This is a genomic window from Bradyrhizobium diazoefficiens (assembly GCF_016616235.1).
Classification (GTDB): domain Bacteria; phylum Pseudomonadota; class Alphaproteobacteria; order Rhizobiales; family Xanthobacteraceae; genus Bradyrhizobium; species Bradyrhizobium diazoefficiens_H.
The window spans coordinates 4381728-4406736 of the sequence record NZ_CP067100.1; the positions used below are offsets into that span (position 1 = coordinate 4381728).

A 25009-nucleotide genomic window follows, 5' to 3' on the forward strand; every position below is an offset into this window, starting at 1 on the left:
CATCGCAACCGAATTGCGATCCTGCTATTGTTGCGTCATGACTTCGCGCGACTCCGCCTCGTCTGAAATCACGCCGGCCGTGCTGCTGCGCGCCTATGCCTGCGGCATCTTTCCGATGGCGGAGAGCGCCGACGATCCGACCCTGTTCTGGGTCGAGCCGGAACTGCGCGGCGTGATCCCGCTCGATGGATTCCGCGTCGCCTCGCGGCTGGCGCGCACCGTGCGCTCGGATGCGTTTCGCGTCACCGTCAACACCGCGTTCAAGGCGACCATCGCCGGCTGCGCCGCGCCGCAGGCAGGGCGCGAGGACACCTGGATCAACAAGCGCATCCGCGACCTCTATGGCGGCCTCTACGAGCTCGGCCATTGCCACAGCGTCGAGGCTTGGCAGGGCGACGAGCTCGTCGGTGGGCTCTACGGCGTCAGCCTCGGGCGCGCCTTCTTCGGCGAGAGCATGTTCCACACCGTGCGCGATGCCTCGAAGGTCGCACTGGTGCACCTGGTCGCGCGGCTGATCCACGGCGGCTTCGAGCTGCTCGACACGCAATATGTCACCGAGCATCTGAAGAGCTTTGGCGCGGTGGAAATCTCACGGCGGCGCTACACCGGCCTGCTCGACAAGGCGCTGGCCGGCGATCCCGGCGATTTCCTGCGGCTCTCCGCCGGCGAGGCAATCCCGGGCGCCCGCGCGCTCGAGATCATCGCCTCGCGGCAATAGGATCTAGCGGCCGAAGCCGGGGAAATTGAACAGACCGGGCCGCTGCTGCTCCGGCTGCGGCGGAGCCGGCTGCGCTTGCGGCGGCGGCGGCAGAGGCTGCGGCGGGCGCTGCTGGACCTGCTTGGGTGCGGCCCTCTTCTGCGCAGGCGGCGGTGGCGCGGCCGGCTTGGTGGCGGGATCGGGCGCAGCGGTTGCCACGGTCTGCTGCGGCTCTTTGCAGTCGGTCAGCCAGATGTCGTAAATCGGGTGCTCGACGCCGTGCAGGCCCGGGCTTGCCGCGTACATCCAGCCCGAGAAGATGCGCTTCACCTCGCCCTGCAATGTGATCTCGTCGACCTCGACGAAGGCGTCGGTATTGGCGGCTTCCGTCGCCGGGCGCGTATAGCAGGCGTCGGTCTTGACGCGCAGCGCGCCGAACTGGACGGTCTCGCCGATATCCTCGTCGAAATTGATGATGCGCCCGGTGATCTTGTCGAGGCCGGAGAAGGTCGCCTTCTTGTTCACGATCTTCTGGGCCGGCGGTTCGGTCACGACCTCGTCGCCCGGCTGCAGGCTTGCCGGTGTCTGCGGCACGGCACCGCCGGGTGCGCCCTTCTGCTGCGGCGGGCGCTGACCGGGCGTGCCCGGCGGATTGGGCGGAGCGACCGCCACGGAGGGCGGCTGATTGGGCGGAGCGGCGGCGGAGCCCGGCGGCGGCGCCAGGGGCTGGCTCTCGACCGGCCCGGGCAAGGCATTGCCCTGGATGTTGCCTTGCCGTCCCGGCGGCGGAGGCATCGGGCGCGAGGGCAGCACGCGGCCCTGGGGTGGCAGCGCGGGGACTTCCTCGTCGTCGTCATCGGGCATCGGCGGTTGCGGCTGGCCGCGCGGAATGCTGCCCGGCGGCCGCAGCGGCGGCGGATCGGAGAAGATCGTGCCGATCTGCGCCTGCACGGGCATCGCCACCGTCAGCGCGGTAGCGGCCAGCAGCGCCGCAAGGCCTGTCAGAGTAAAGCTTTTGAACATCTCGCGCGGCTTCAACAGCGAATCGGGCTTGTTGGACATTTTACAGGGGATACCGCCGCTCGCAGGCCATCGGGTTAACACGCCGAATACGGCGGGGAAAGGGCGGCATTCCTGCCCTGCCCGCCGCCCGCTGGCCAGACCGGCTCCCCGATGGGATAGTTGATGCGCCTCTCCCCGGGGCCGCGCGGCGGGTATTGCCCCGAAAACGACGTCCCAACGACAACCAGAAGCCTCGGAGGTTCCGGGGCTACGAGATCGCAATCGAAATGCCGCCCGCCCTCCAAGCCATCATCGCCGCTCCAATCCGCTGGCTGACCTGGATTGGCGACCAGGGCACTCGCGCCGTGGCGACGGTGGTGTTCATCGCGGTCGCAGTGCCGCCGATCGGCGCGCTGCTGCGACCCTATCTCACCTGGGCGATCGTCGGCCTGCTCTGCATCTCGTTCATGCGCGTCGATCTCGCCGCGCTCTACGGCCATTTCCGCCGGCCCGCTTTGGTCGCGACCGCCACCGCATGGACCACGCTGGGTGTGCCCCTGATCGTCGGGCTGATCGCCTGGGCGACCGGCTTCGACAACCGCGCCCCCGGCCTCTTCCTCGGCTTGATGCTGCAGGGCATGGCCTCACCGATGATGGCATCGCCCGCGCTCGCCGCCATGATGGGCCTCGATGCGACGCTGGTGCTGATCACGCTGGTGACCTCGACGGCGCTGGTGCCCTTCACCGCCACGCTGTTCGCCGGCCTGTTTCTCGGCGCCAAGCTCAGCGTCACCCCGCTGGCGCTGGGCCTCAAGCTGCTCGGCCTGCTGGCAGGCTCGCTGCTGGGCGCGACCATCATCCGGCGCCTCGCCGGCGCGGCGGCGATCCAGCGCCACAAGCGGCCGATCGACGGCATCAACATCATCATCCTGCTGGCATTCGCGTCCGCGATCATGGGCGATGTGGCCCACGACGTGCTGACCGATCCGGTCGTCACGATCGGCGTCGCGCTGCTGGCCTTCGCGGTCTACTTCACGCTGCTGGCGGTGACGACGCTGATCTTCCGCCGCATCGGCTATGAGCGCGCGCTGGCGCTCGGCCTGATGGTGTCGCAGCGCAATCTCGGCCTGATGCTGGCTGCGACTGCCGGCGCGCTGCCGGCCACGACCTGGCTCTATTTCGCGATGACGCAGTTTCCGATCCACCTGTCGCCCTACATGCTGATGCCGATTGCGCGGCGATTGACCGCAAGGGCGGAGGTGTCCCGCATGGCGGTCCCGGGCAGCCCAATTTGACGACTGCACAATGGCCTCGCTGGAAGCCACGGCAGACCCCGGCGCCTCATGGATTGCGCGGTCTCTTTTTCTTGCACTCTGCCAATATCCAGTCCCGGAACGCTTTCATCGCAGGCGAGAGCCTTTTTGATTTAAGCGACGTGAGCCAATAGGACCCCAAAAGGACCTGGCGGTCATAGGGACAAACCAACCGCTTGCGCGACAGATCGTCCGAAAACAACGCGACCGGCAGAAGCGCGACTCCGGCGCCCTGAGCTGCCGCATGCGCCAAAGAGACCGACGAATCGAAGGTCGGACCGGTCATCCGCGGTTGCCTGCATTTGACCATCTCGAACCAGTGCGCCCACTCGCCCGGGCGATACGATCGCAACAGCACCTCCTTATGGAGGTCGACCGGATTTTTAAGGCGCTTCGCGACATCAGGCGCACACATCGGGGTGAAATGAGCCTCGATCAGAGGCTCGGCATTGGTCCCGTGCCACGCACCGTCGCCAAATCGAATGGCGTAGTCCAGTCCTTCGCCGCCAAGGTCCACACGGTTGTTGTTGGCAAAGATCCTGATATCGATATGCGGATGGCTCGAGGTGAAGCTCCCGATGCGCGGAAGGAGCCAGCCGGACGCGAACGTTCCGACCACGCCGATGGCGAGACTCTCGCGCATTCGACCGTTCTCGAACCGATCCAGCACCTGACTGATCTGACTGAAGGCGCTCGATATTGCAGGCTGTAGCGCCTCGCCTTCTTCGGTGAGAGCAAGGCCGCGGGTCAGTCGCTTGAAAAGCCTGACGCGCAGGCTCTCTTCCAGAGTCCGCACCTGCTGGCTTACCGCGGCCTGCGACACCCGAAGTTCGAGACCGGCCTTGGTGAAGCTGAGATGGCGCGCAGCCGCTTCAAACGAGCGGAGCGCGTTCAGGGGCAGACTGGAAATGTCGGCGGGACGGCGGGCCACGTCTGATCCAAGTTTTGCTTATGGATGGCCTTACGAACCATCGTTTGTCAATCGCTCGAGCCCGACGCAAAACCTTCCCGCTATTCACGGGAGTTTTCGGTGCTGACACGACGTCAATTCGCCTCATCAGCACTTGCGGTCGCGGGAAGTGTCTTTCTGCCCGATGTTTCGGCGGCTCCGCCAGGCGGAGCTGCACCGCTCATCGAGGCCATCAAGCAGTTGGAAGTGAAGAGTGGAGGTCGGCTCGGCGTCTCCGTGCTCGACACGACGACAGGCGTTCCGATCGATTACAAGGGAGACGAACGCTTTCCCCTGTGCAGCACATTCAAGGTCCTGGCTGCGGCAGCAATCCTCAAGGAGGCGGACGGCAAGCTGGAACGCCTCGAACGCCGCGTTCGTATCGAGCAGACCGACATCGTCGAGAACTCGCCCGTGACCCGCGAGCATGTCGGCGGAGAGGGAATGTCGCTCCGTGAACTCTGCGACGCCGCCATCACCAGGAGTGACAACACGGCCGGGAACGCACTTCTGAAAAATATCGGCGGCCCCGCCGGGCTGACCAGCTTTGCGCGGAGCCTCGGCGACAAGATGACGAGATTGGATCGGACCGAAACCGAACTGAATGAGGCAACTCCAGGCGATCCCCGCGACACCACAACCCCGAATGCGATGGCCGCAAATTTCAGGCGCTTGCTGCTCGGTGACGTCCTGCTTCCGGAGGGCCGCGATCAACTCGTCAAATGGCTCATCGCGAACAAGACCGGTGATAGTCGGTTACGCGCCGGCCTGCCGCAGGGCTGGCGCGTGGGCGACAAGACCGGAGCAGGCGAACATGGCACCACCAATGACGTCGCCATCGTGTGGCCGCCCGAGCGTTCGCCCCTCATCGTCGCGGTTTATCTCACCGGCGCCACGCTCGACCCGAATGGACGAAACGATCTGATCGCATCCGTCGGACGGGAGGTCGGCAAGGCCTTTGGCTGACAAATCGTGTGCTCGCGCCCTACCCCGCCCGCGCCGCACGGCGCAGCGCCTGCGGCGGCTGGCCGAAGGCGCGGATGAAGGCGCGCCGCATGCGCTCGGGATCGCGGAAGCCGGTCACTTCGGCGACGAGCTCGATCGCCTCGCGCGAGGACTGCACGCGCTCGCGCGCGACCTCGAGCCGCAGCCGCTCGATCGCCTTGGACGGCGTCGTGCCGGTCTCGGCGGCGAAGGCGCGGGCAAAATGCCGCGCGCTCATGCCGGCGCGATCGGCGAGGTCCTCGACCGTCAGCGGCGCGTCGAGGTTCTCGCGGGCCCAGGACAGCAATGCGCCGAAGCGGCCATTCGGCGCCTTCAACTCCAGCAGCGATGAGAATTGCGACTGGCCGCCGCTGCGGCGATGATAGAGCACGAGCTGGCGCGCGGTGACCCGCGCGATCTCCTCGCCGTGGTCCTCGGTGACCATCGCGAGCGCGAGGTCGATGCCGGCACTGATGCCGGCCGACGTCCAGACATTGCCGTCGCGGGTGAATATCTGGTCCGGCTCGAACTTGATCTTCGGATAGCGCGCGACGAAATCGCGGGTGCGGCCCCAATGCGTAGTGGCGCGGCGACCGTCGAGCAGTCCGGCCTCGGCCAGCACATAGGCGCCCGAGCAGACACTCGCGACGCGAACGCCGCGCCTGGCCAGCCGCTGCACGAAGGCGAGCGTAGCGGGACAGCGCGCCGGGGCCGATACGCCCGCGCCGCCGGCGACAACCAGCGTCGTGATCGCGTTCGCCGATTTGAAGCCGCCCGCCATCATCTCGACGCCGGAGGACGAGCGCACGGCGCCTGCGTTCAGCGCCAGCACCCGCAGCGCGAGCGGCTTGCCGCTGGCGCGTGCTGCGATCTCGAACACCGAGATCGGGCCCGCCGCATCGAGCAGCTGGAAGTCCGGGAAGATCAGGATGCCGATCATGGTCATGTCCGAAAGTGAGGGAAATATGCCATTTTGGACAGGAGAGCATCATGCCATTTTGCGCCCGTCAAGCTCTTCATTGGAGGTCCTCATGTCGGCACCGCTCCAGATCGGTCTCCTGGTGTTTCCACGTGTCACCCAGCTCGACTTCACCGGTCCCTTGCAGGTGTTTTCATCAGTCCCCGGCGCGGCCGTGCACCTGATCTGGAAGACGCTCGATCCGGTGCCGAGCGATTCCGTACTGATGCTGACGCCGACGGTGACATTCGCCGACTGCCCGCAACTCGATGTGATCTGCATTCCCGGCGGCTTCGGCACCGACGCTCTCCTCAATGACGAGGAGACAATCGACTTCGTCCGCAAGCAGGCATCGGGCGCCAAATTCGTCACGTCCGTCTGCACGGGATCGCTGGTGCTGGGCGCGGCCGGGCTCTTGAAAGGCTACAATGCCGCGACCCATTGGAGTGCAATGGAGATGCTGGCGTTGTTCGGTGCGACCCCGACCAAGACGCGGGTCTGCGTCGATCGAAATCGGGTGACCGGCGGCGGTGTCACCGCTGGAATCGATTTCGCGCTGACGCTGGTGTCGCTGCTGGTCGGCCGCACCACGGCCGAGGCCGTGCAGCTCCGCCTCGAATATAATCCCGCGCCGCCCTTCAATGCCGGCTCGCCCGATACCGCACCGGCCGAAGTGCTCGCGCTCATGAAGGAGCGGGTCGCACCATTCCAGGCGCGGCGTCTCGATGCTGCCAGGCGCGCAGCCGAGCGGTTGAGGTAATCTCGGCTGGCGTGTCCCGGACGCGCTGCAGCGCTCTTGCGCTGCCGGGACCCATCGCGGGACGGATTTCGCTGCAAAGTGGGCCCCGGCTCTGCAGCGCACCGCTGAAGAAGCGCTGCGCCTGCGTCCGGGGCACGGAGACTTTCACCCAACAAGAAAAAGGCCGCCCGGTTTCCCAGGCGGCCTTTCCTGTCTCACGGCGGCGCACATTCCCATCGGGCGATTTCGGAACTTCAAGACCGGGGGCCTATCTCCCGATCGAGTCCTTACTCGGCGGCCGCTGCATCTCGGGGCAGTCGCGAACTGTTGCCCGAACCGAACGCGATGGTCTCCCATCTCCGTAAGATGGGATCATTGAGCCGCAATGCCGGGGCCGCTGCAACGAGCGCGCAGGCGCCATCCCCGCTGTTCCCGTTGTCCACAGCGGCGTCGGGCGGATGCGGGTGCATCCAACCGGATGATAAGGATTGCGTCCGGACGGCTAGCCGGGCGTCCAGGGCTGATAGTCGCCGGTCGCCTTCGGCCGCCGGCCGCTGGCGAGCGTCGAGCCCGAGGGGCGGTAGGCCTTGGGCGTGCCGGTGAGATTCGGCTGGTGCGGCTTTTCCCACTCCCGCGGCTGGTAGTTGATCGCGGTCGGCGGGGTGTCGACGACATGATGAATCCAGCCGTGCCAGGACGGCGGAATGCGGCTCGCCTCGGCATAGCCGTTATAGATCACCCAGCGCCGCTCGAAGCCGAGTGTCGGATCGATCTCCCCGCCGCGGGTGCGATAATAGCGGTTGCCCTGCTCGTCCTCACCGACCAGCTCGCCGTAGCGGCTGGTCCAGAGCTGGGTGCCAAATGTCTGGCCATTCCACCAGGTGAAGAACTTCAGAAAGAATTGTTTCATGCGGCAAGGGCCCTGCTTCGTCGGGCCCTGATGCCATCCGGACGGCAAAATGTCCAGTTCGGCCGGCGGGCCCGTGCCCTTCGCAAATGCCGTGCTCCGCGCCGCCGGCGGCGCCGCAAATCGGTCTCGATCCGTTCATGCCCGGTACAGCGGCGAGGTGAGACGCTTCGCGACAGGCGCAAACCAGCGTGATCCCAGGAACTACCTCTGTTTCATCGGGTTGGCTTTCGGGAAAGGAGTTCGATCATGAACAGTCTGAAGGTTTTGAGTGCCACCGCGGCAGTGGCGTTGATGCTTCCGTTGGCAAGCCCTAGCTTCGCCCAGGTCCAGGGCGGTCGCGGGGGTGGCGGCGGCGGTGCCCATTTCGGCGGTGGCGGTGGCGGCGTCCATGTCGGCGGTGGCGGCGGAGGCGCTCACTTCGGTGGTGGCGGCTTTGGCGGCGGTGCCCGCATGGGCGGCGGCGGCTTCAGCGCTGGCCCACGGGTCGGTGGCGGTGGCGGCAGTTTCGCGGGTGGCGCAGCCATGCGCCCGAGCGCCGGTGTTGCCATGCGCCCAAGCGCGGGAGGTACGTTTAGCGGCGGCGGCCGGTTCGCAGCTGCGGGCGGCAACTGGCAGGGCGGCAGCGGCAATTGGAGCGGTCACCGCTGGCATCATCGCGGCGGCGGCTTCTGGCCTGGCTTCGCGGCAGGCGCCGCGATCGGCGGCCTCGGCTCCTACGCCTATTACGGCGGCGGCTACTACGATGATCCCTACTACTACGGCGACACCTATTATGATGAGCCGTCAGTCGCGGTGGTACCCGACACCGGCGGCGACTCCGCTGCCTATTGCGCGCAGCGCTACCAATCGTACGACCCGGCCTCGGGCACCTATCTCGGCTATGACGGCCTGCGCCATCCCTGCCCGTAAGGCAGCATGAAAAGACCATTTCCCGGGCGGCGACTGATCGTCGCCGCCCGGTGTTCGGGCCACCTCACGGCATCCTCAGCCTTCGATACAGTTCGAGCCAGCGCCGCTCGCGCCCCGTCAGCGGCTGCCCCTCGAACGACCACGCCGGATGCCCCTCCTCGTCGAGCGGCGCCGTGGCATCCAGCCGTTCGAACTCCGCAAGCTCCTCCGGCGTCGGACGAGCAACAGCCGCTATCGCCACGGATGCGCGACGACCGGCCTCGTGCGATCCCTTCGGCATCACGCAATCCCTGACCGGCGCGGCAAATACCGGGTCGCGTTCGGATCGCCGTCCCGCCGATTGCCAGCGTCTTCGCGCAACGCACCGATCAGCCTGATGATGTTCACGGGAATCAGCGCGCCATGGAGGATCGCGATCGGTGCAAGATGAAGCGCGACGGCATAGGTGAGGAAGGCGACATTACTACAGAGCGCGACCAGCCGCAGCGGCACCATGCGGCGCATGTAGAAGGTCAGGAACACCAGCGACGAGGCGATGTAGCCAGCCACTTCCACCCACCGCACGGCAGACCTCATTGCGATTTCATCCGGCCGCATCGGGCACGAGCGGCGCGGACTTGCTTCGGCACGGAATTTAGCGGATCGCGATATCCGCCGTCTTCACCCGGGCGGGTGAGGCATCACTGTTCCTGGTCCGCTTCCCCGATCCGCACGCTGCCAATCGATGCGATCAGCCCGGCGAGTTCTGCCTGCCGTCCCGTCGCAGTCTTGGCGAAGACGCGGCGCAGATGCGTCTTGATGGTGTTGGGAGACAGCTTCAGCGATTGCGCGGTCTCCAGGACGGTGTTGCCGGAGGACGCCGCGAGCGCCACCCGCGCCTCGGCGTGGGTTAGGCCGTAGGCGTCCATGATCTGCCCGAGCGGGATCGAGCGCCGCTTGGCTGGATCGACGACGAACAGCAGCACGGCGGCATCCTTGACGCCGGCATCCGAGAGCCGCCCGAGATCCTTGCTCCGGATCGCGGAGACGAGGATGGTCAGAAGGCGGCCGTCGAGCTGGCGCGGCAAGCTCATGGTGCCGCCAGCAGCCCCCTGCAGCGCGGAGCGGATCAGCTCATTCAGCCGCTGCGAATGCGCCGACGAATGGGTCCCGACAGACTGGTGTAGCCGCAGCACGCCTTCCTCCGCCATGCGGCGGGCGGCGGCATTGACGAACAGCACCCGCGCCTTGCGATCGAGCACGGCGATGCCATCAGCAAGCCGATCCAGGACGTCGAATGCTGCTTGCTGCATGGCGAGGTAGCCGTCGATCCGAAACCCGAGCGTCACCGACCTGCACAGATGCGGCGACAACCATTCCAAAAGCCGCTGCTCGTCGGGATCGAACATGCCCCGACGCGCGCTGCGACACATGTTGAACGCGGCGCGAAAGTCGTCGCGCGCCGCCAGCGCGATCATTCCGTTGTGGGCGATCTCCTGCGGCCGCAACACCTCATCAAAGAACGCGGACCGCTGAAGCTCCCCGAGCGAGACCGCTTCATCCGACAGCACCAGCCGTCCTGTCGGCTGGCTTTCCATGTAACGCGACCACGGATTCTGCATATGCCGCTCCTGGTAGGCGCGGTTGCACTCTTCGTTCAGGCGACCGTTGAAATCGAAGTAAATCCGTTGCGCGGTGTAGGACTGACCGAACAGGATGCCGCCCTCACTATGCGTGAGATCGGCGACCGCCGTGAGCGCATGCGGCCACAGATCGTTATCGGCCGCGGCGTCGTAGATCAGGTCGAGAATCTTCTCGATCTTGTCACTGGAGAAATTCACGGCACTCTCCCTGCCTGAGGCTGCCGACAGCCGACGGCCGTCCGCGCAATCTAGGGCGGTATCATGATGATACGGCGACTCGCGGCAGCGAGGCCTCACCCGACCGGGTGAGGCAGGGTTGATGTCGGTCAAATATCCGTTTTCAATCTCCTTTCGACGGCGACATCCCTGCTCATCACGCTGGTCGGTTGTCCGCTCTAAGCACATATTCAATCAAAAGTTGTGACCGTCGTGATCGCTGCTCGTATTCTGCGGGCTCGGCGGCATCGCTTTCACATTCACACCGGCTGTCAGGTCGTTACGAACCGTCCGCGACGTCTGTCTGTCGTACAGCGAGAAACCGATCAGCAGCGCGGCGAAGACCATGAAGTCGATGACATAGGACGCGCGCGCCCAACGTCGGTAGGTCTGACGATCTTCTTCCGTAGGCGCGGACGCTGGTCTCGATGAATGCCTACTGCGCATGGCAAGTCTGGTCATAGTGGAACCTCCCGCACGTCCGGATGCGGGCATGCATCCAGTTGCGATCGAGATCTCCGGCAAGCCCCGACCGGGATCACACCTCGGCAATACGTCAAGCTGAGATCACGCGTCATCATCCAGGCGGGTGAGACGGGCGTACGACGTGTGCACTTCTTCTTTGCGCACCGTTCTCGTCCTCTTGCGAGCCAGTGCTGCCGGTGTGCTGTGCGCGCCACGGTTGCCGCGAAGTCGTGCCGTCTCACCCGGGTGGGCGACGCGGCCTCTGCAACCGTTCGGTATTCACATGCGCAAACGTGTTCACACGATTCGAAACAGCTCTTGCCTGACCTCAAGACATTGGAATGAGCAATGCCAAAGCCGAGCCGTAACGCTACGAGGCGCCGCCGCGACGTCGAATTCACCCGTGTATTCGCAGGCTCGCTGACGCTGTCGATGCTTCTGGCAGCACCATCGGCTTGGGCCACCTGCACGCCGGCATCGACGAACAATGTCACCGCCACTTGTACCGGCGCCACCGTCAATCAGGGCGCCGGAGCGCCGGGCACCAGCGCTGGTGCCAATGGCTACGGCGCCGGAGAATTCGGCATCACGGTCAATGTCGCCAACGGCGCGAGCGTTACCGGTAACGCGAACGCCAATTCCAACGGCATCGCCTTCACCAGCGGGACCATCAACAACGGCGTGGGCGCAAATATCAGCGGCACCAGATTTGGATTGGTACTCGACACCGGAATTGTCGCGAACGCCGGGACCATTGCCGGCTCGACCCAAAGCGGCATCGCGGTCTTTACCAGCGCCACGATCGTGAACAGCACGGGCGGAACGATCACCGGAACCTCCGGCATCGGAGGCGGTTCCGCATCGATCAGCGTCACCAACAACGGAATCGTCAGCGGTGGCACAAGTTTCGGTATCCTCGGCGACAGCGTGACCGTCGTCAACAATGCCGGCGCCAGCATCACGGGGCCTATCTCTGGCATTGGAGCAGTGAACACCGCCACAGTGACCAATTCGGGCACGATTTCCGCCGACGCACCAAGCACCGGAATCGGCGTCAACGCCAACAACAACGTCAGCGTTACCAACAATGCCGGCGCGACGATCACAGGCGCCCTCTACGCAATCAATTCCAACGGCAGCGGGTCAGTGGTCAATGCCGGCACCATCAGCGGCACCTTTGCCGCAATCAACCTCCTTGGCGGCAATTCATCCGTCTTCAACGCCGGGACCATCAGTGTGACCGGCGGGTCCGACGCGATCGTCTTCGCCGGGACCGGCAACACGCTGACACTCGCGCCCGGATCGGTCATTTCGGGCAACGTGACCGGCACCGGCAGCGACACGCTCCAACTCGGCGGCAGCGGCGCAGCGACGTTCGACCTCTCACGGCTCGGCTCGGGCAAGCAATACCAGGGCTTTGCCACGTTCAACAAGGTCGGAGACTCGACCTGGACGGCGACCGGCGCCAGCACGTTCAACGGCGCCACGAACGTCAATGCGGGGACGTTGCTCGTTAACGGCGATCTGTCCGGTAGCAATGTCACCGTGAATGCCGGCGGCATACTGGGCGGCACCGGCACAGTCGGCAATCTCGTCGTCAATGGCGGCACGCTCGCGCCCGGCAATTCGTTCCTTGTGCAGTTCAATCTGTCCTTCACCGCTGCATCGACCTACCTGGTCGAAGTCTCGCCGTCGGCCTCAAGCTTCACCAGCACCTTCAAGGGGAAGGCAACGCTTGGAGGCGCATCGGTGCAGGCGGTCTTTGCACCGGGCAGCTACGTCTCGAAGCAATATACCATCCTCAGCTCCCCCAGCGGCGTCAACGGCACGTTCGGCAGTCTCACCACCAACCTGTCGCCGAACTTCAGCGCGAGCCTGAGCTACGATGCCAACGACGTCTATCTGAACCTCCTTCTTAATTTTGCCATTCCCGGCGGCCTCAACGCCAACCAGCAGAACGTCGCCAACGCGCTGACGAATTTCTTCAACGCCAATGGCAGCATTCCGGCGGTCTACAGCATGCTGAGCGCGGCGGGCCTCACCCAGGCCTCGGGCGAAGCCGCAACCGGCAGCCAGCAGGCGACCTTCAATGCCATGAATCAGTTCATGGGCGTCCTGACCGATCCGTTCATTGCCGGGCGCGGCGAGACGACGACGTCCTCCGGCACGTCCTCCTTCGCGGCCGAGACCGGCGGAAGCAGCACATCGCGCCTCGAACGTGATGCCTATGCCGCGATGTTCGCCAAGGCTTCCGTCGCGCAGGTCTACGATCGGCGCTGGAGCGTGTGGGGCGCGGGCTTCGGCGGCGCCCAGACCACGGACGGAAACGCCGCACTTGGCAGCAACAACACCACGAGCAACCTCGCCGGCATCGCCGTCGGTGCAGATTATCGCTTCTCGCCGGATACGGTTGCCGGCTTCGCACTCGCCGGCGGCGGGACGAGCTTCTCCGTCGACAATGGCGGCTATGGCCGCTCCGACCTGTTTCAGGCCGGCGCGTTCGTGCGCCACAAATCCGGCCCGGCCTACGTCTCCGCCGCGCTCGCCTACGGCTTTCAGAACGTCACCACCGATCGCATCGTGACCATCGCCGGCGTCGACCGGCTGCATGCCGAGTTCAACGCGAACGCCTATTCGGGCCGCATCGAGGGCGGCTACCGGTTCGCAACGCCCTGGCTCGGCGGCATCGGTCTCACCCCGTACGCTGCGGCGCAGTTCACCACATTCGACCTGCCCGCCTACGCGGAGCAGGCGCTGGCAGGCACGCCGGTCTTTGCGCTCGCTTACGCGGCGAAGACCGTCACCGACAGCCGCAGCGAACTGGGCGTTCGCGGCGACAAGTCGTTCGCGGTCTCCAGCGCCATCCTGACGCTGCGGAGCCGGCTCGCCTGGGCCCACGACTTCAATTCGGACCGTTCGGTCGGCGCAACGTTCCAGGCGCTGCCGGGCGCAAGCTTCGTCGTCAATGGCGCAGCTCGCCCGCACGATTCAGCGCTGACGACAGCGTCCGCCGAGATGCGGTGGATGAATGGCTGGTCCGCCGCCGCCTCGTTCGAAGGCGAGTTCGCCGGCACGGTGCGCAGCTATGCGGGCAAGGGCGTCGTGCGCTATTCCTGGTAGGCATCCGGACCATCGAGCGCGCGCCCCCCTTCTCGTCATGCCGATGCCGCTGCGGCGGCCGTCCGTGCCGTTCTGGGGGCTGGTGGCTCCCGCCCGCGCCCTTGTCATCATTGTCGATCCCGCGGCGAAGTCGCGCACCGTGGCGCCGGCGATCCAGGCCTTTGGCCTGACCGACGCATCTGCGCCGCTGTTTCAAGAAGACCGGAACCCATTCGCAGGCGGAGCCGGCGCGCCTGTTCGCGATGTGCCGCTGAACGATGTGCCGGGCCCGGGGAGCTATTGCCTCGATCTTTCGTCGAAATGTCAGGATTGGATCGGGTGGCACGGCGGCGGGAACCCGCAAGGCGCTTTTATGCATCGCGCCGTGCATATCTACGTCGATCCACTCCCAAATTGACCCGACATACGATTCGCGGATATCACCAATGCGGGGACTTCGATCTACTGGGAAGTGTCATGCCGCGTATCCTCGTGGTTGATGACGATCCGATGGTCGGCGCGACCATCGAGGTCCTCCTCCAACGTCAGGGCTTCGACGTCACGCTGGCCGACGGCGGCGAAACTGGACTGGCTGCGCTGGAAGCGCAGGCCTATGACGTGATGCTGGTCGACATCTTCATGCCGCATATGCGCGGCTTCGAATCGATCCGCATCTTTCACGAGCGCGCGCCGGCGGTCCCGCTGATCGCGATGTCCGGCTACGCCTTCGCCTCGTCCGCCTCGCCCTCCCCCGATTTCCTCCGCATGGCACTGGAACTCGGCGCGACGCGCTGCCTGCGCAAGCCGTTCACGCCGGACGCGCTGCTGACCACGATCCGCGAATGCCTCGGCGAGGCCGCCTTGCCGAAGGACAAGAAAGAAGCACCTTGATCCCAACGCAACGCGTCATTCTCGGTGCTGGACTCGCCATCCTCCTGATCATCACCGCCGCATCGATCGCGCTCGACGTCAAGTCGCGGTCGGATACGGCCCGGGTCAATCACACCATCCAGGTGCAAAAGAAGATTTCCGACCTGCGCGTGCTGCTGCGCCGCGCCGAGAGCGCCGCGCGCGGCTTCGAGATCTATCGCAGCGAGAGCTTCAGCGACGAATTCCAGGCGGTGCATGCCCAGATCGCCCCGGCGCTCGCCGAGCTCAAGCGCGAGGTGCGCGACAATCCCGACCAGGTCGCGCTGCTGGAGGGCACCGAGCCGCTGGCGCTGCGCCGGATCGAGATCGCTGCGGCGGCGATGCGCCTGCGCGCTGCGAACGATCAGGCCGGCATCGCCGCGCTCCAGGGCAAGGGCGAGGGCCGCGGCCTCATGGACACGGTGATGGGCAATCTCGACCGTCTGAGCGCGGAGGAGGAGCGACTGCTGACCGCGCGCTCCCAGGATTCGCGCCGCACCGGCGTCGTGCTGCTCGGCATCGACGTGGCCGGCGCGCTGGTGATCCTGCTGCTCGTGCTGATGGTGATGCGCGAGAGCCACCGCACCGAAAGCGCGCTCAAGAGCACGCTCGAGGAAGCCACCGCCGCCAACGAACAGCTCGAAGCCGCGGTGGCCGAGCGCACCGAACATCTGGTCGCCGCCCATGACGAGCTGCGCCTCTCGGTCAACGTGCTCCAGAGCACCTTTCGCAGCATGGCGGAGGCGGTGCTGGTCATCGACACCGAGGGCAATGTGCTTTTGTCCAATCCGGCCGCCGAGCGCATGCTGCTGCATCGCACCGGCATGAACCTGCGCAATCTGCGCGCGCTGTCCGACGTCTTCCGTGGCGACGGCGTCACGCCGCTGAGGGCCGACGAGCTGCCGTCCGCGCGCGTGCTGCGCGGCGAGCAGTTCGAGGCCATGGAGATGATCGTCCGCCCGCACAGCGGCAACTCTCCGCGCCATCTCATGATCAGTGGCCGGCCAATGCGCGATGCGCAGGGCGACATCTCCGGCGCGGTGCTGGTCTATCATGACGCGACGATCTCGCGCGAGACCGAGCGGCAGCTGCATCAGTCGCAGAAGCTGGATGCGATCGGCAAGCTGACCGGCGGGGTCGCGCACGATTTCAACAACATGCTGACCGTGATCTCCGGCAACACCGAGACGCTGGTGGAGAGCCTGAAGCAGCAGCCGGATCTGCAGCGCGTGGCGCGTCTGATCGACGATGCCGCCGAGCGCTGCGCCGAACTGATCCAGCATTTGCTCGCCTTCGCGCGCAAGCAGCCGCTGCAGCCGCGCAATGTCGAAATCAACGCGGCGATCGCCGACATCGCCAAGCTGCTGCGGCCCACCCTCGGCGAGCAGATCCAGATCGAGACCGTGCTGCAACAGGGACCGATGACCGCGCACATCGATCCGTCCCGGCTCACCAATGCCGTGCTCAACATGGCGATCAACGCCCGCGATGCCATGCCGAACGGCGGCAAGCTGCTGCTCGAGACCCACCGCGTCGTGCTGGACGAGGCCTATGCCCAGGCCAATGCCGAGGTGGTGGCGGGCCCTTACGTGATGCTCGCGGTCAGCGACACCGGCACCGGCATGTCGTCCGACATCCAGCAGAAGGCGTTCGAGCCGTTCTTCACCACCAAGGAGGTCGGCAAGGGCTCGGGCCTCGGCCTCTCCATGGTCTACGGCTTCGTCAAGCAGTCCGGCGGCCACATCAAGATCTACAGCGAGCAAGGCCACGGCACCACGATCAAGCTCTATCTGCCGCCGGGCGAAGGCACGGCGGAGGTCGCCGCGCCCGCAGCGCCGCAGGCCGAGGGCGGCGCCGAGACCATCTTCGTCGTCGAGGACGATCCCTTGGTGCGCAACTTCGTCACCGCGCAGCTCCAGAGCCTCGGCTACAAGACGGTCGCCGCTGCCGACGGCAAGGCCGCGCTGGAATTGATCGAGGCCGGCCAGGCCTTCGACCTGCTCTTCACCGACGTCGTCATCCCCGGCGGCATGAGCGGACGCGAGCTCGCCGACGAAGTGGCCAAGCGCCGCCCCGGCGTGAAGGTGCTCTACACCTCCGGCTATACCGACAACGCCATCGTGCATCACGGCAAGTTGGACGATGGCGTGCTGCTGCTGACGAAGCCGTATCGGAGAAACCAGCTCGCCGAGATGATCAGGAAGGCGCTGGGCGGCGGGACGACTGCGAGTTAGCTACCGCGTCGCCAGCACCACGGCGGCCAGCGTGAAGATCAGCGCCGCGATCTGCCCCGGCCCGAGCGGCTCGTGCAGTGCAATCGCGGACGCTACGACGCCGATCACGGGCACCGCCATCGTCCCGATCGCAGCGACCGAGGCCGGCAGGCGCGCCAGCGCGGCGAACCAGCTGACATAGGCGATGCAGAACTGCACCACGGTCGAATAGACCAGGAGCCACCAGCCGAGCGGCGTCACCTTGTCCAGCTGCGTGGTCTCGACCAGGAGGCCGATGATCGAGATCGGCAGGCAGCCGATTCCGATCTGCCAGGCCGCCGCCGTGAGCGGCGGCAGATGGATCGGGTATTTCTTCGAGAACACCGTGCCGACGGCAAAGCCGAGCGCGCCAGTGAGCGCCATGATGATTCCAGGCGCTTTCTCGGTGCTGGCGGCGAGGCCGTTGCCGCCCATGATCGAGGCAAGGCCGGCAAAGGCCATTACCAGCCCGAGCGTGCGCAGCAGTGTCGGCCGCTCGCCGAGCACCGGCCAGGCGATGATCGAGGCCCAGACCGGCATGGTGTAGGCGATCAGCGCCGCCTCGCTCGCCGGCAGCCAGAGCAGCGCGAGACCCATCAGCACCATCCAGCCGGTGACGTTGAGCACGGCGGCGGTGAGCAGCCGCGGCCAGATCTTGGGCTCCACCCGCAAGCTCTGCCGTCGCATCACCGCCAGCGCCGCCAACAGCAGCGCGCCGAGCACGCCGGTGACCCCGCGGAGCGTCAGCGGCGGCAGCTCGGCGAGCAGGAATTTGGTCACCGGCCAATTGAAGCCCCAGCCGATCGAGGTGATGGCAAGGAACATCAGGCCGGCCGGCGCGATGCGCGCTCGCACCGGCTGAGTCGAATCAAGCATGTGGGAGGTCCGGCAAAATCGAGCTCAGCTTGGACCGGATTCGCACCCCGGACCACCACCCTGGCGGGCATGCCTGCCCTCACCTTCCGTAGGGCTACGTGAGTCCTGCTGACGCAATCCCAATGCTCAAAAATATACCTGCCCTGTGAACAGCGGGATGAAGGCTCCGTATCGTCACGGCCGGCAAATTTTTTCGGTTGGGAATCCCTGAGGACTCACTGATACTTGGCTCCACAACAGGCGCGGCCCTTGCCCCTGTTATCCCCCGCAATCCACCATATTTAGTATTTGATTCAGGAACTCGCACTAGTTCTTGACGGGCGCAACGGAGAGTCCTAGCTTTCGGTCCGTTCGGCGCGAGTGAGTTTGCGTCCCGCCGGCACTCCCCCAAAGGGTTCGCAGAACTGCACTCCGCCAGGCCAGACAAAGGCAGCGGGATGAGGGCTTGTCTGCCCGCGAAAGCGGACTTTTCGGGCGCCAGAACGGGCCGGCAAAAGGCTCGAATGGCATCGGTAGAAGACGTGACGTTGTGGGGCGTTGAACGCATGTCGCGGACATCCCGTTGGGGCGGATGTGCGTGGACATGCCGGCGGATGAGGTGCTCGCACCGACCATCGCGCCGGGAGAAACCGGGCCGGAAACCACCGGCTGAACTGCGAAGCCTTTGGGCCGGTGGCCCGCAAGGAAGCGCGAAAGAGAAATGACGACCCGGCACGTCTCCAACGAGGGGCGGACCCGGGCAAAATAAGGACGGGGCAAGACAATGCGGATCGAGCGGCGCCACACCACCCAAGGACAGTCTCCTTACGCGGGAATCGATTTCCGCCTGACCACGTCGGAGATTCGCAATCCCGACGGCTCGGTCGTGTTCAAGCTCGACAATGTCGAGGTCCCGGCCGAATGGTCGCAGGTCGCCTCCGACGTGCTGGCCCAGAAATATTTCCGCAAAGCGGGCGTCGCCGCGCGCCTGAAGAAGGTCGAGGAGGAATCCGTCCCCTCCTTCCTGTGGCGCTCCGTGCCCGATACCGAAGCTCTCGCCGCGCTGCCGGAGAAAGAGCGTTATGTCAGCGAACTCTCCGCGAAGCAGGTGTTCGACCGCCTCGCCGGCTGCTGGACCTATTGGGGCTGGAAGGGCGGCTATTTCAGCCATGACGAGGACGCGCAGGCCTTCTACGACGAGCTCCGCTACATGCTCGCCATGCAGATGGTCGCGCCGAACTCGCCGCAATGGTTCAACACCGGTCTTCACTGGGCCTATGGCATCGACGGCCCCGGCCAGGGCCATTATTACGTCGACCCCTTCACCGGCAAGCTGACCAAGTCCAAGTCGGCCTATGAGCATCCGCAGCCGCACGCCTGCTTCATCCAGGGCGTCGGTGACGACCTCGTCAACGAGGGCGGCATCATGGACCTCTGGGTCCGCGAAGCCCGCCTGTTCAAATACGGCTCCGGCACCGGCTCCAACTTCTCGCGCCTGCGCGGCGAAGGCGAGAAGCTCTCCGGCGGCGGCCGCTCGAGCGGCTTGATGAGCTTCCTCAAGATCGGCGACCGCGCCGCCGGCGCCATCAAGAGTGGCGGCACGACGCGGCGCGCCGCCAAGATGGTCGTCGTCGACGTCGATCACCCCGACATCGAGACCTATATCGACTGGAAGGTGAAAGAGGAGCAGAAGGTCGCCGCCCTCGTCACAGGATCCAAGATCAACCAGAAGCACCTCAAGGCGGTGCTGAAGGCCTGCGTGAACTGCGAAGGCTCGGGCGACGATTGTTTTGATCCGGAGAAGAACCCTGCCCTGCGCCGGGAAATCAAGCTGGCCCGTCGCTCGCTGGTGCCCGATAATTACATCAAGCGCGTTATCCAATTTGCAAAACAGGGCTACAAGGACATCCAGTTCGACACCTACGACACCGACTGGGATAGCGAAGCCTATCTCACCGTCTCCGGCCAGAACTCCAACAACTCGGTCTCGCTGAAGGACGATTTCTTGCGCGCGGTCGAGACCGACGGCGACTGGAATCTGACCGCCCGCACGAGCAAGAAGGTGACGAAGACGCTGAAGGCGCGTGACCTCTGGGAGAAGATCGGCCACGCCGCCTGGGCGTCGGCCGACCCGGGCCTGCACTTCAATACCACCATGAACGACTGGCACACCTGCAAGGCATCGGGCGACATCCGCGCCTCCAATCCGTGCTCGGAATACATGTTCCTGGATGACACGGCGTGCAACCTCGCCTCCGCCAACCTGCTGACCTTCTACAACACCACGACAAAACAGTTCGACGTCGAAGGCTACGAGCATCTCTGCCGGCTCTGGACCGTCGTGCTGGAAATCTCTGTGATGATGGCGCAGTTCCCCTCGCGCGCGATCGCCGAGCTCTCCTACGAATTCCGCACGCTCGGCCTCGGCTACGCCAATATCGGCGGCCTCCTCATGACCATGGGCCTGTCCTACGACAGCAAGGAAGGCCGCGCGCTCTGCGGCGCGCTGACCGCTGTGATGACCGGCATCACCTACAAGACCTCGGCGGAGATGGCGGCCGAGCTCGGCACCTTCCCCGGCTACAAGAAGAACGCCCAGCACATGCTGCGCGTGATCCGCAACCACCGCCGCGCCGCGCACGGTGAGTCCTCCGGTTACGAAGCGCTCTCGGTCAACCCGGTGCCGCTCGACCACGCCTCCTGCCCGCAGGCCAACATCGTCGCCCACGCCAAGGCGGCCTGGGATGCGGCGCTGGAGCTCGGCGAGCAGCACGGCTATCGCAACGCCCAGACCACGGTGATCGCGCCGACCGGCACGATCGGCCTCGTGATGGATTGCGACACCACCGGCATCGAACCCGACTTCGCGCTTGTCAAGTTCAAGAAGCTCGCCGGCGGCGGCTACTTCAAGATCATCAACCGCGCGGTCCCCGCCGCGCTGCGCGCGCTCGGCTATCGCGAGAGCGAAATCGCGGAGATCGAAGCCTACGCCGTCGGCCACGGCTCGCTGTCCAATGCCCCCGGCATCAACGCCTCCACGCTGAAGGCCAAGGGCTTCACTGATGAGGCCATCGCCAAGGTCGAAAAGGCCCTGCCGACGGCCTTCGACATCAAGTTCGCCTTCAACAAATGGACCTTTGGCGAGGACTTCATCCGCGACCAGCTCGGCATCGGCGCCGAAGCCATCGCAGCCCCCGGCTTCGACCTGCTCCAGGCCGTCGGCTTCACCAGGCGCGAGATCGAAGCCGCCAACGTCCACATCTGCGGCGCGATGACGGTCGAAGGTGCCCCGCATCTGAAAGCCGAGCACTATCCGGTGTTCGACTGCGCCAATCCCTGCGGCAAGATCGGCAAGCGCTATCTGTCGGTCGAGAGCCACATCCGCATGATGGCGGCGGCGCAGCCCTTCATCTCGGGTGCGATCTCCAAGACCATCAACATGCCGAACGACGCCACGGTGGAGGACTGCAAGTCCGCCTACATGCTGTCGTGGAAGCTGGCGCTGAAAGCCAACGCGCTCTATCGCGACGGCTCCAAGCTCTCTCAGCCGCTCAACTCGCAGCTCATCAGCGACGATGAGGACGAGGACGATGCGGTCGAGGCGCTCTACGAGAAGCCGATGGCGGCGCGTACCGCGCAGATCTCCGAAAAGGTGGTCGAAAAGCTGGTCGAGCGCATCGTCGTGATGCGCGAGCGCGAGAAAATGCCGGATCGCCGCAAGGGCTACACCCAGAAGGCGGTCGTCGGCGGCCACAAGGTCTATCTGAGAACCGGCGAGTATGACGACGGCCGGCTCGGCGAGATCTTCATCGACATGCACAAGGAAGGCGCCGCGCTCCGCTCCTTCATCAACAACTTCGCCATCGCGGTCTCGCTCGGCCTGCAATACGGCGTGCCGCTCGACGAATATGTCGACGCCTTCACCTTCACCCGCTTCGAGCCGGCGGGCCCCGTGCAGGGCAACGACAGCATCAAGTATGCGACGTCCATCCTCGACTATGTCTTCCGCGAGCTCGCGGTGAGCTACATGTCGCGCTTCGATCTCGCCCATGTCGACCCGACCGAGTCGAATTTCGACGCGCTCGGCAAGGGTGTGGAAGAAGGCAAGGAGCCGGACGAGGCCCAGCACGCCACCAAGCTGGTCTCGCGCGGCCTCACCCGCTCCCGCACCGACAACCTCGTGGTGATGCGCGGCGGCTCCGCCGCGGTCGCATCCACCAGCGACAACGCCCCCGCCGGCGGCAGCCGCGTCACCTCGCTCGCCTCCCGCGGCGCAGGCGATGCCCTGGAAGGCGCGGTCGCCTTGAAGCAGGAAGTCAGCCACGACCTCTCGCCCACCGAGAAGCTGGAAGCCCTCCAGTGGAGCAAGGCCGGCAGCGCCGCAACCGTCGCGGTGCCCAGCAAGGCCGAGCGCCGCGCGGAAGCCAAGGCCAAGGGCTACGAGGGCGAGATGTGCAGCGAGTGCGGCAACTTCACGCTGGTGCGGAATGGGACCTGCATGAAGTGCGATACGTGCGGCAGCACGACTGGGTGCAGCTGATAGTCGGCCTCCACCATTGAAGAAGATGACCCTCGTTCCCGTGATACCTAATCATGGGTTCGAGGGAGCGTCGCTCCGCCCAAACCAATGCAGCCCATTGGTCTTAAGACGGACGCGAGGTAGATCACGGGGCAAAGTCAATGACTCTTCCCCCGAGGGGGCCAAAAGAAGCAACGGATTTTAAGCCATCACGCTATATGCGCGGTCGGCGTCCGCATCTGTTTTCGGATAGCGTGACCACAATTGAACGCACGGTCACGCGCGAAGTGCTCTCACATCACCTCGAGACTCTGACCAACCAAAAAGATGAAACGAAGTTTGAGGACTTCGCGCAAGGCCTTGCCGAGCGATTTATCTCGCCGAACCTTCGTCCACAGACCGGCCCGGTCGGAGGCGGCGACGGTAAAACAGATTCTGAGACCTACCCAGTAACGACTGAAATTGCCAGCCGGTGGTACGTTCCAGATCTAGCAGGAGCTCACGAGCGGTGGGCGTTCGCATTTAGTGCCAAGAAGGACTGGCGGGGCAAGGTCCGCACAGACGTTGCCAGCATTGTTGGTACGGGCCGTGGCTATCCGCGCGTGTACTTCATCACGAATCAGTTCGCACCCTCCAAAGACAGCGCAGCGATTCAAGATGAGCTTCTGGCAAAGCACCAGGTCCCGGTCACAATTCTTGACCGAACCTGGCTGCTGGAAAGCGTCTTCGATCACGACAGCCTTGACATCGCCATCGACGCACTCGGTGTAGGTGCGGGGACTGAGCATGAAGTACGAAAGCAAGGGCCTGAGGATTTTAGGCGCGCTAACGAACTTGAGACGCTGCAAAAAGCCATCGGTGACGGTACGCAATATAGCGGCACGACTTCTGCGCTTGCGGAGGATTGCCTGAAGGCGGCTTTACTCGCCCGCGGTATCGAGCGGCCACGATATGAAGTTGAAGGACTCTTTCATCGAGCAATTCGCGTTGCCCGTGACAACAAGCTTGAAAGTCACTTACTTGCTGCAACTTATACCCTCGCGTGGACGTCATTCTTCTGGTTTGACGATTTTGCCATGCTAAATGCCCTTTTCGACGAAGTAGAATCGCTAGCCTTGCCGTCCGATATTTCAGAAGACCTAGAGCGGGTCTCAAACCTCTTACAGCTTGTTCGAAACTCCGTCACTTCGGGAACATTGCTAGCAGAGGCAGCGAGACTTGAAACGCGGACGGAGAGCCTTCTGAAAGCGCTTGATCGTGTGCGCGCTGATACGTCTCGACCCAACAATGCTTTGCATGCTCACGCGATTTCGCTGCTGACGCGGCTACCGTATTTTATGCTTCCGCATCTGGATGTTCTACGTTTGCAGGTAAATCCGTGTGAGGGAGCAGTGCTCACGCCGACTTTAGAATTTATTGATAGGGACGGTTTTGCTGTTGGCGTTGTCTCACACGCACCGACGTTGGCTTGTACGACCCGCGAGGAAGCGATGACCTTTCCCCGTTGGCTGCAAGAAGCCGTCGTAGAGATGTTCGTCCGCTTTGCTATTCCCGCAAATATGGACGATTGGGCGACAAGCGTCTTAGGCGAAGAGAACGGGTTTTCGCGGGCTCTAACCTTCTCGCATGTACCAAATATGCTCAGAATCATCTTTGGCGACATCCCGCGGCTTTCCATCGGCCAATGGACTGAGGCGAGCGATCGTACCTTTGAAGTCAGGCGTTTGTCGCCATGGCAGCCCGAATTGCAGGCTGCAGCGAACGGCCGGACGCAGGCAGCGAAATTCGGCGAAGGTGCACCACCCGAGTCGATGCTCAATCCTGAACGCATGAAGCACTCTGACGTGCAGGTCGTTACACCAATTGACGTTCATAAATGGAATGCAGCCGGGTGGAACGGTGTTCTCTTTGCATCGGACGCGCCCAATAAGCCACCAGTGTTGGCCCTGGCGTTCGAGAACCGGACAGCAGCTGAAGGCATATTTCAGGGGTTCAAGGGGAGATTTGGGCCACACGACCCTGACAATGCTCTTCGCGTTGCGATTATCAGAGGCATCTATATTTCCCATCCCAGCGCTTACGCGGTGATTATCGGCCCAAACCCCGAAAAACTTCCGATAACGAGGGATTCCGCCGTCGGTTTCGTGTCGCGCATCAATGTCATGAGACCGGCTAGCAGCCGAAACCTCGACATGTTTCTCGCAGAATTTACTCGACATGGCCGCTTTGTATTGACCGCAGCACATCTTCCAACTCGCGAAAGCGTGCCAGAATTACTAGACGGCGCCCTTGGGAAATATCACCTCGTGGTTCGTGAAGCGTGGCAAATTTCGGAGAACGACCCGGACGCTGTCGTGCTTAGTGCTGATGACCCCCCTGTTATTCCACCCGATCAACCCACCGCGCCCGTTTTGAAAGCCATGGCTTGGATGGAAAAAATGCGTCAAAGGGAAAGGACTTCACGTAGCAAACCGTAGTATGGTTGTGAAAACTATCATCCGTCCGCAGGGAGGGCGATAGCTTTCGCTTCTCTCTAACCAACCTTCGAATTGTCACTGTCATCGAGATTGGTTTCGGCTTCGACGCTTATCAAATACCCAGCCGCCGAAAT

At 64.3% G+C, this 25009-nt stretch carries 20 protein-coding genes; 11 read left to right on the plus strand and 9 right to left on the minus strand.

Annotated features, from left to right (window positions below; all coding sequences use genetic code 11):
- Positions 1-37 precede the first annotated feature (37 nt).
- Positions 38-718, plus strand: a complete 681-nt coding sequence (aat, locus tag JJB99_RS20795; protein ID WP_200494197.1) for a leucyl/phenylalanyl-tRNA--protein transferase — start codon at positions 38-40, stop codon at positions 716-718.
- Between the two features lie 3 nt (positions 719-721).
- On the opposite strand, the gene JJB99_RS20800 is transcribed toward aat, so the two are convergent.
- Positions 722-1759, minus strand: a complete 1038-nt coding sequence (locus JJB99_RS20800) for a DUF2155 domain-containing protein (RefSeq protein WP_200494198.1) — start codon at positions 1757-1759, stop codon at positions 722-724.
- Between the two features lie 227 nt (positions 1760-1986).
- Between JJB99_RS20800 and JJB99_RS20805 the strand changes: the two genes are divergently transcribed.
- Positions 1987-2994, plus strand: a complete 1008-nt coding sequence (locus tag JJB99_RS20805; RefSeq protein ID WP_200494199.1) for a Na+-dependent transporter — start codon at positions 1987-1989, stop codon at positions 2992-2994.
- Positions 2995-3040: 46 nt separating this feature from the next.
- Here JJB99_RS20805 and JJB99_RS20810 read toward each other — a convergent pair whose 3' ends face one another.
- Entirely contained in the window at positions 3041-3943 is a 903-nt protein-coding gene (locus JJB99_RS20810; RefSeq protein ID WP_283815974.1) for a LysR family transcriptional regulator, read from the minus strand.
- Positions 3944-3967: 24 nt separating this feature from the next.
- Here JJB99_RS20810 and bla point away from each other — a divergent pair, with 24 nt between their 5' ends.
- On the plus strand, positions 3968-4927 hold the full coding sequence (bla, locus tag JJB99_RS20815) for a class A beta-lactamase (protein ID WP_246774932.1): 960 nt from the start codon (positions 3968-3970) through the stop codon (positions 4925-4927).
- A gap of 19 nt (positions 4928-4946) precedes the next feature.
- Here bla and JJB99_RS20820 read toward each other — a convergent pair whose 3' ends face one another.
- Positions 4947-5885: a GlxA family transcriptional regulator gene (locus JJB99_RS20820; RefSeq protein WP_200494200.1), complete on the minus strand. Its 939-nt coding sequence runs from the start codon at positions 5883-5885 to the stop codon at positions 4947-4949.
- Positions 5886-5976: 91 nt separating this feature from the next.
- Between JJB99_RS20820 and JJB99_RS20825 the strand changes: the two genes are divergently transcribed.
- A complete protein-coding gene (locus JJB99_RS20825) occupies positions 5977-6663 on the plus strand; it encodes a DJ-1/PfpI family protein (RefSeq protein ID WP_200494201.1) in 687 nt (228 codons plus the stop codon).
- Between the two features lie 481 nt (positions 6664-7144).
- Here JJB99_RS20825 and JJB99_RS20830 read toward each other — a convergent pair whose 3' ends face one another.
- Entirely contained in the window at positions 7145-7552 is a 408-nt protein-coding gene (locus JJB99_RS20830; protein ID WP_200494202.1) for an NADH:ubiquinone oxidoreductase subunit NDUFA12, read from the minus strand.
- 246 nt (positions 7553-7798) lie between these two features.
- Between JJB99_RS20830 and JJB99_RS20835 the strand changes: the two genes are divergently transcribed.
- Positions 7799-8461, plus strand: coding sequence for a BA14K family protein (locus JJB99_RS20835; protein ID WP_200494203.1), 663 nt, complete (start codon positions 7799-7801; stop codon positions 8459-8461).
- A 64-nt stretch (positions 8462-8525) separates the two neighbouring features.
- Here JJB99_RS20835 and JJB99_RS20840 read toward each other — a convergent pair whose 3' ends face one another.
- The 4 genes from JJB99_RS20840 to JJB99_RS20855 form a co-directional block, all read right to left on the minus strand.
- Positions 8526-8741: a hypothetical protein gene (locus JJB99_RS20840; RefSeq protein ID WP_200494204.1), complete on the minus strand. Its 216-nt coding sequence runs from the start codon at positions 8739-8741 to the stop codon at positions 8526-8528.
- Positions 8741-9037: a hypothetical protein gene (locus JJB99_RS20845; protein ID WP_200494205.1), complete on the minus strand. Its 297-nt coding sequence runs from the start codon at positions 9035-9037 to the stop codon at positions 8741-8743. Before JJB99_RS20845 ends, JJB99_RS20840 begins: the two co-directional genes overlap by 1 nt.
- Before the next feature lie 104 nt (positions 9038-9141).
- Positions 9142-10281, minus strand: a complete 1140-nt coding sequence (locus JJB99_RS20850; RefSeq protein ID WP_200494206.1) for a helix-turn-helix transcriptional regulator — start codon at positions 10279-10281, stop codon at positions 9142-9144.
- A 213-nt stretch (positions 10282-10494) separates the two neighbouring features.
- Positions 10495-10761, minus strand: a complete 267-nt coding sequence (locus tag JJB99_RS20855) for a hypothetical protein (protein ID WP_200494207.1) — start codon at positions 10759-10761, stop codon at positions 10495-10497.
- A 351-nt stretch (positions 10762-11112) separates the two neighbouring features.
- Between JJB99_RS20855 and JJB99_RS20860 the strand changes: the two genes are divergently transcribed.
- Genes JJB99_RS20860 through JJB99_RS20875 form a run of 4 tightly spaced genes read left to right on the plus strand, consistent with a single transcriptional unit; the run spans position 11113 to position 17006 of the window.
- Positions 11113-13884: an autotransporter outer membrane beta-barrel domain-containing protein gene (locus JJB99_RS20860; RefSeq protein WP_246774933.1), complete on the plus strand. Its 2772-nt coding sequence runs from the start codon at positions 11113-11115 to the stop codon at positions 13882-13884.
- Between the two features lie 37 nt (positions 13885-13921).
- Positions 13922-14281 (plus strand): hypothetical protein, encoded by a 360-nt coding sequence (locus tag JJB99_RS20865; protein ID WP_200494208.1) that lies wholly within the window; start codon positions 13922-13924, stop codon positions 14279-14281.
- A gap of 59 nt (positions 14282-14340) precedes the next feature.
- The gene (locus JJB99_RS20870; RefSeq protein ID WP_200494209.1) at positions 14341-14754 is read left to right on the plus strand and encodes a response regulator; all 414 of its coding nucleotides are present in this window, start codon (positions 14341-14343) and stop codon (positions 14752-14754) included.
- On the plus strand, positions 14751-17006 hold the full coding sequence (locus JJB99_RS20875) for a CHASE3 domain-containing protein (protein WP_200494210.1): 2256 nt from the start codon (positions 14751-14753) through the stop codon (positions 17004-17006). Before JJB99_RS20870 ends, JJB99_RS20875 begins: the two co-directional genes overlap by 4 nt.
- Here JJB99_RS20875 and JJB99_RS20880 read toward each other — a convergent pair whose 3' ends face one another.
- Positions 17007-17900, minus strand: a complete 894-nt coding sequence (locus tag JJB99_RS20880) for a DMT family transporter (protein WP_200494211.1) — start codon at positions 17898-17900, stop codon at positions 17007-17009.
- A gap of 763 nt (positions 17901-18663) precedes the next feature.
- On the opposite strand from JJB99_RS20880, the gene JJB99_RS20885 reads away from it, so the two are divergent.
- Both JJB99_RS20885 and JJB99_RS20890 read left to right on the plus strand, forming a co-directional pair.
- Entirely contained in the window at positions 18664-22419 is a 3756-nt protein-coding gene (locus JJB99_RS20885) for a vitamin B12-dependent ribonucleotide reductase (RefSeq protein ID WP_200494212.1), read from the plus strand.
- A 140-nt stretch (positions 22420-22559) separates the two neighbouring features.
- Complete coding sequence (locus JJB99_RS20890) at positions 22560-24875, plus strand: hypothetical protein (RefSeq protein WP_210347623.1); 2316 nt, start codon at positions 22560-22562, stop codon at positions 24873-24875.
- Positions 24876-25009 lie beyond the last annotated feature (134 nt).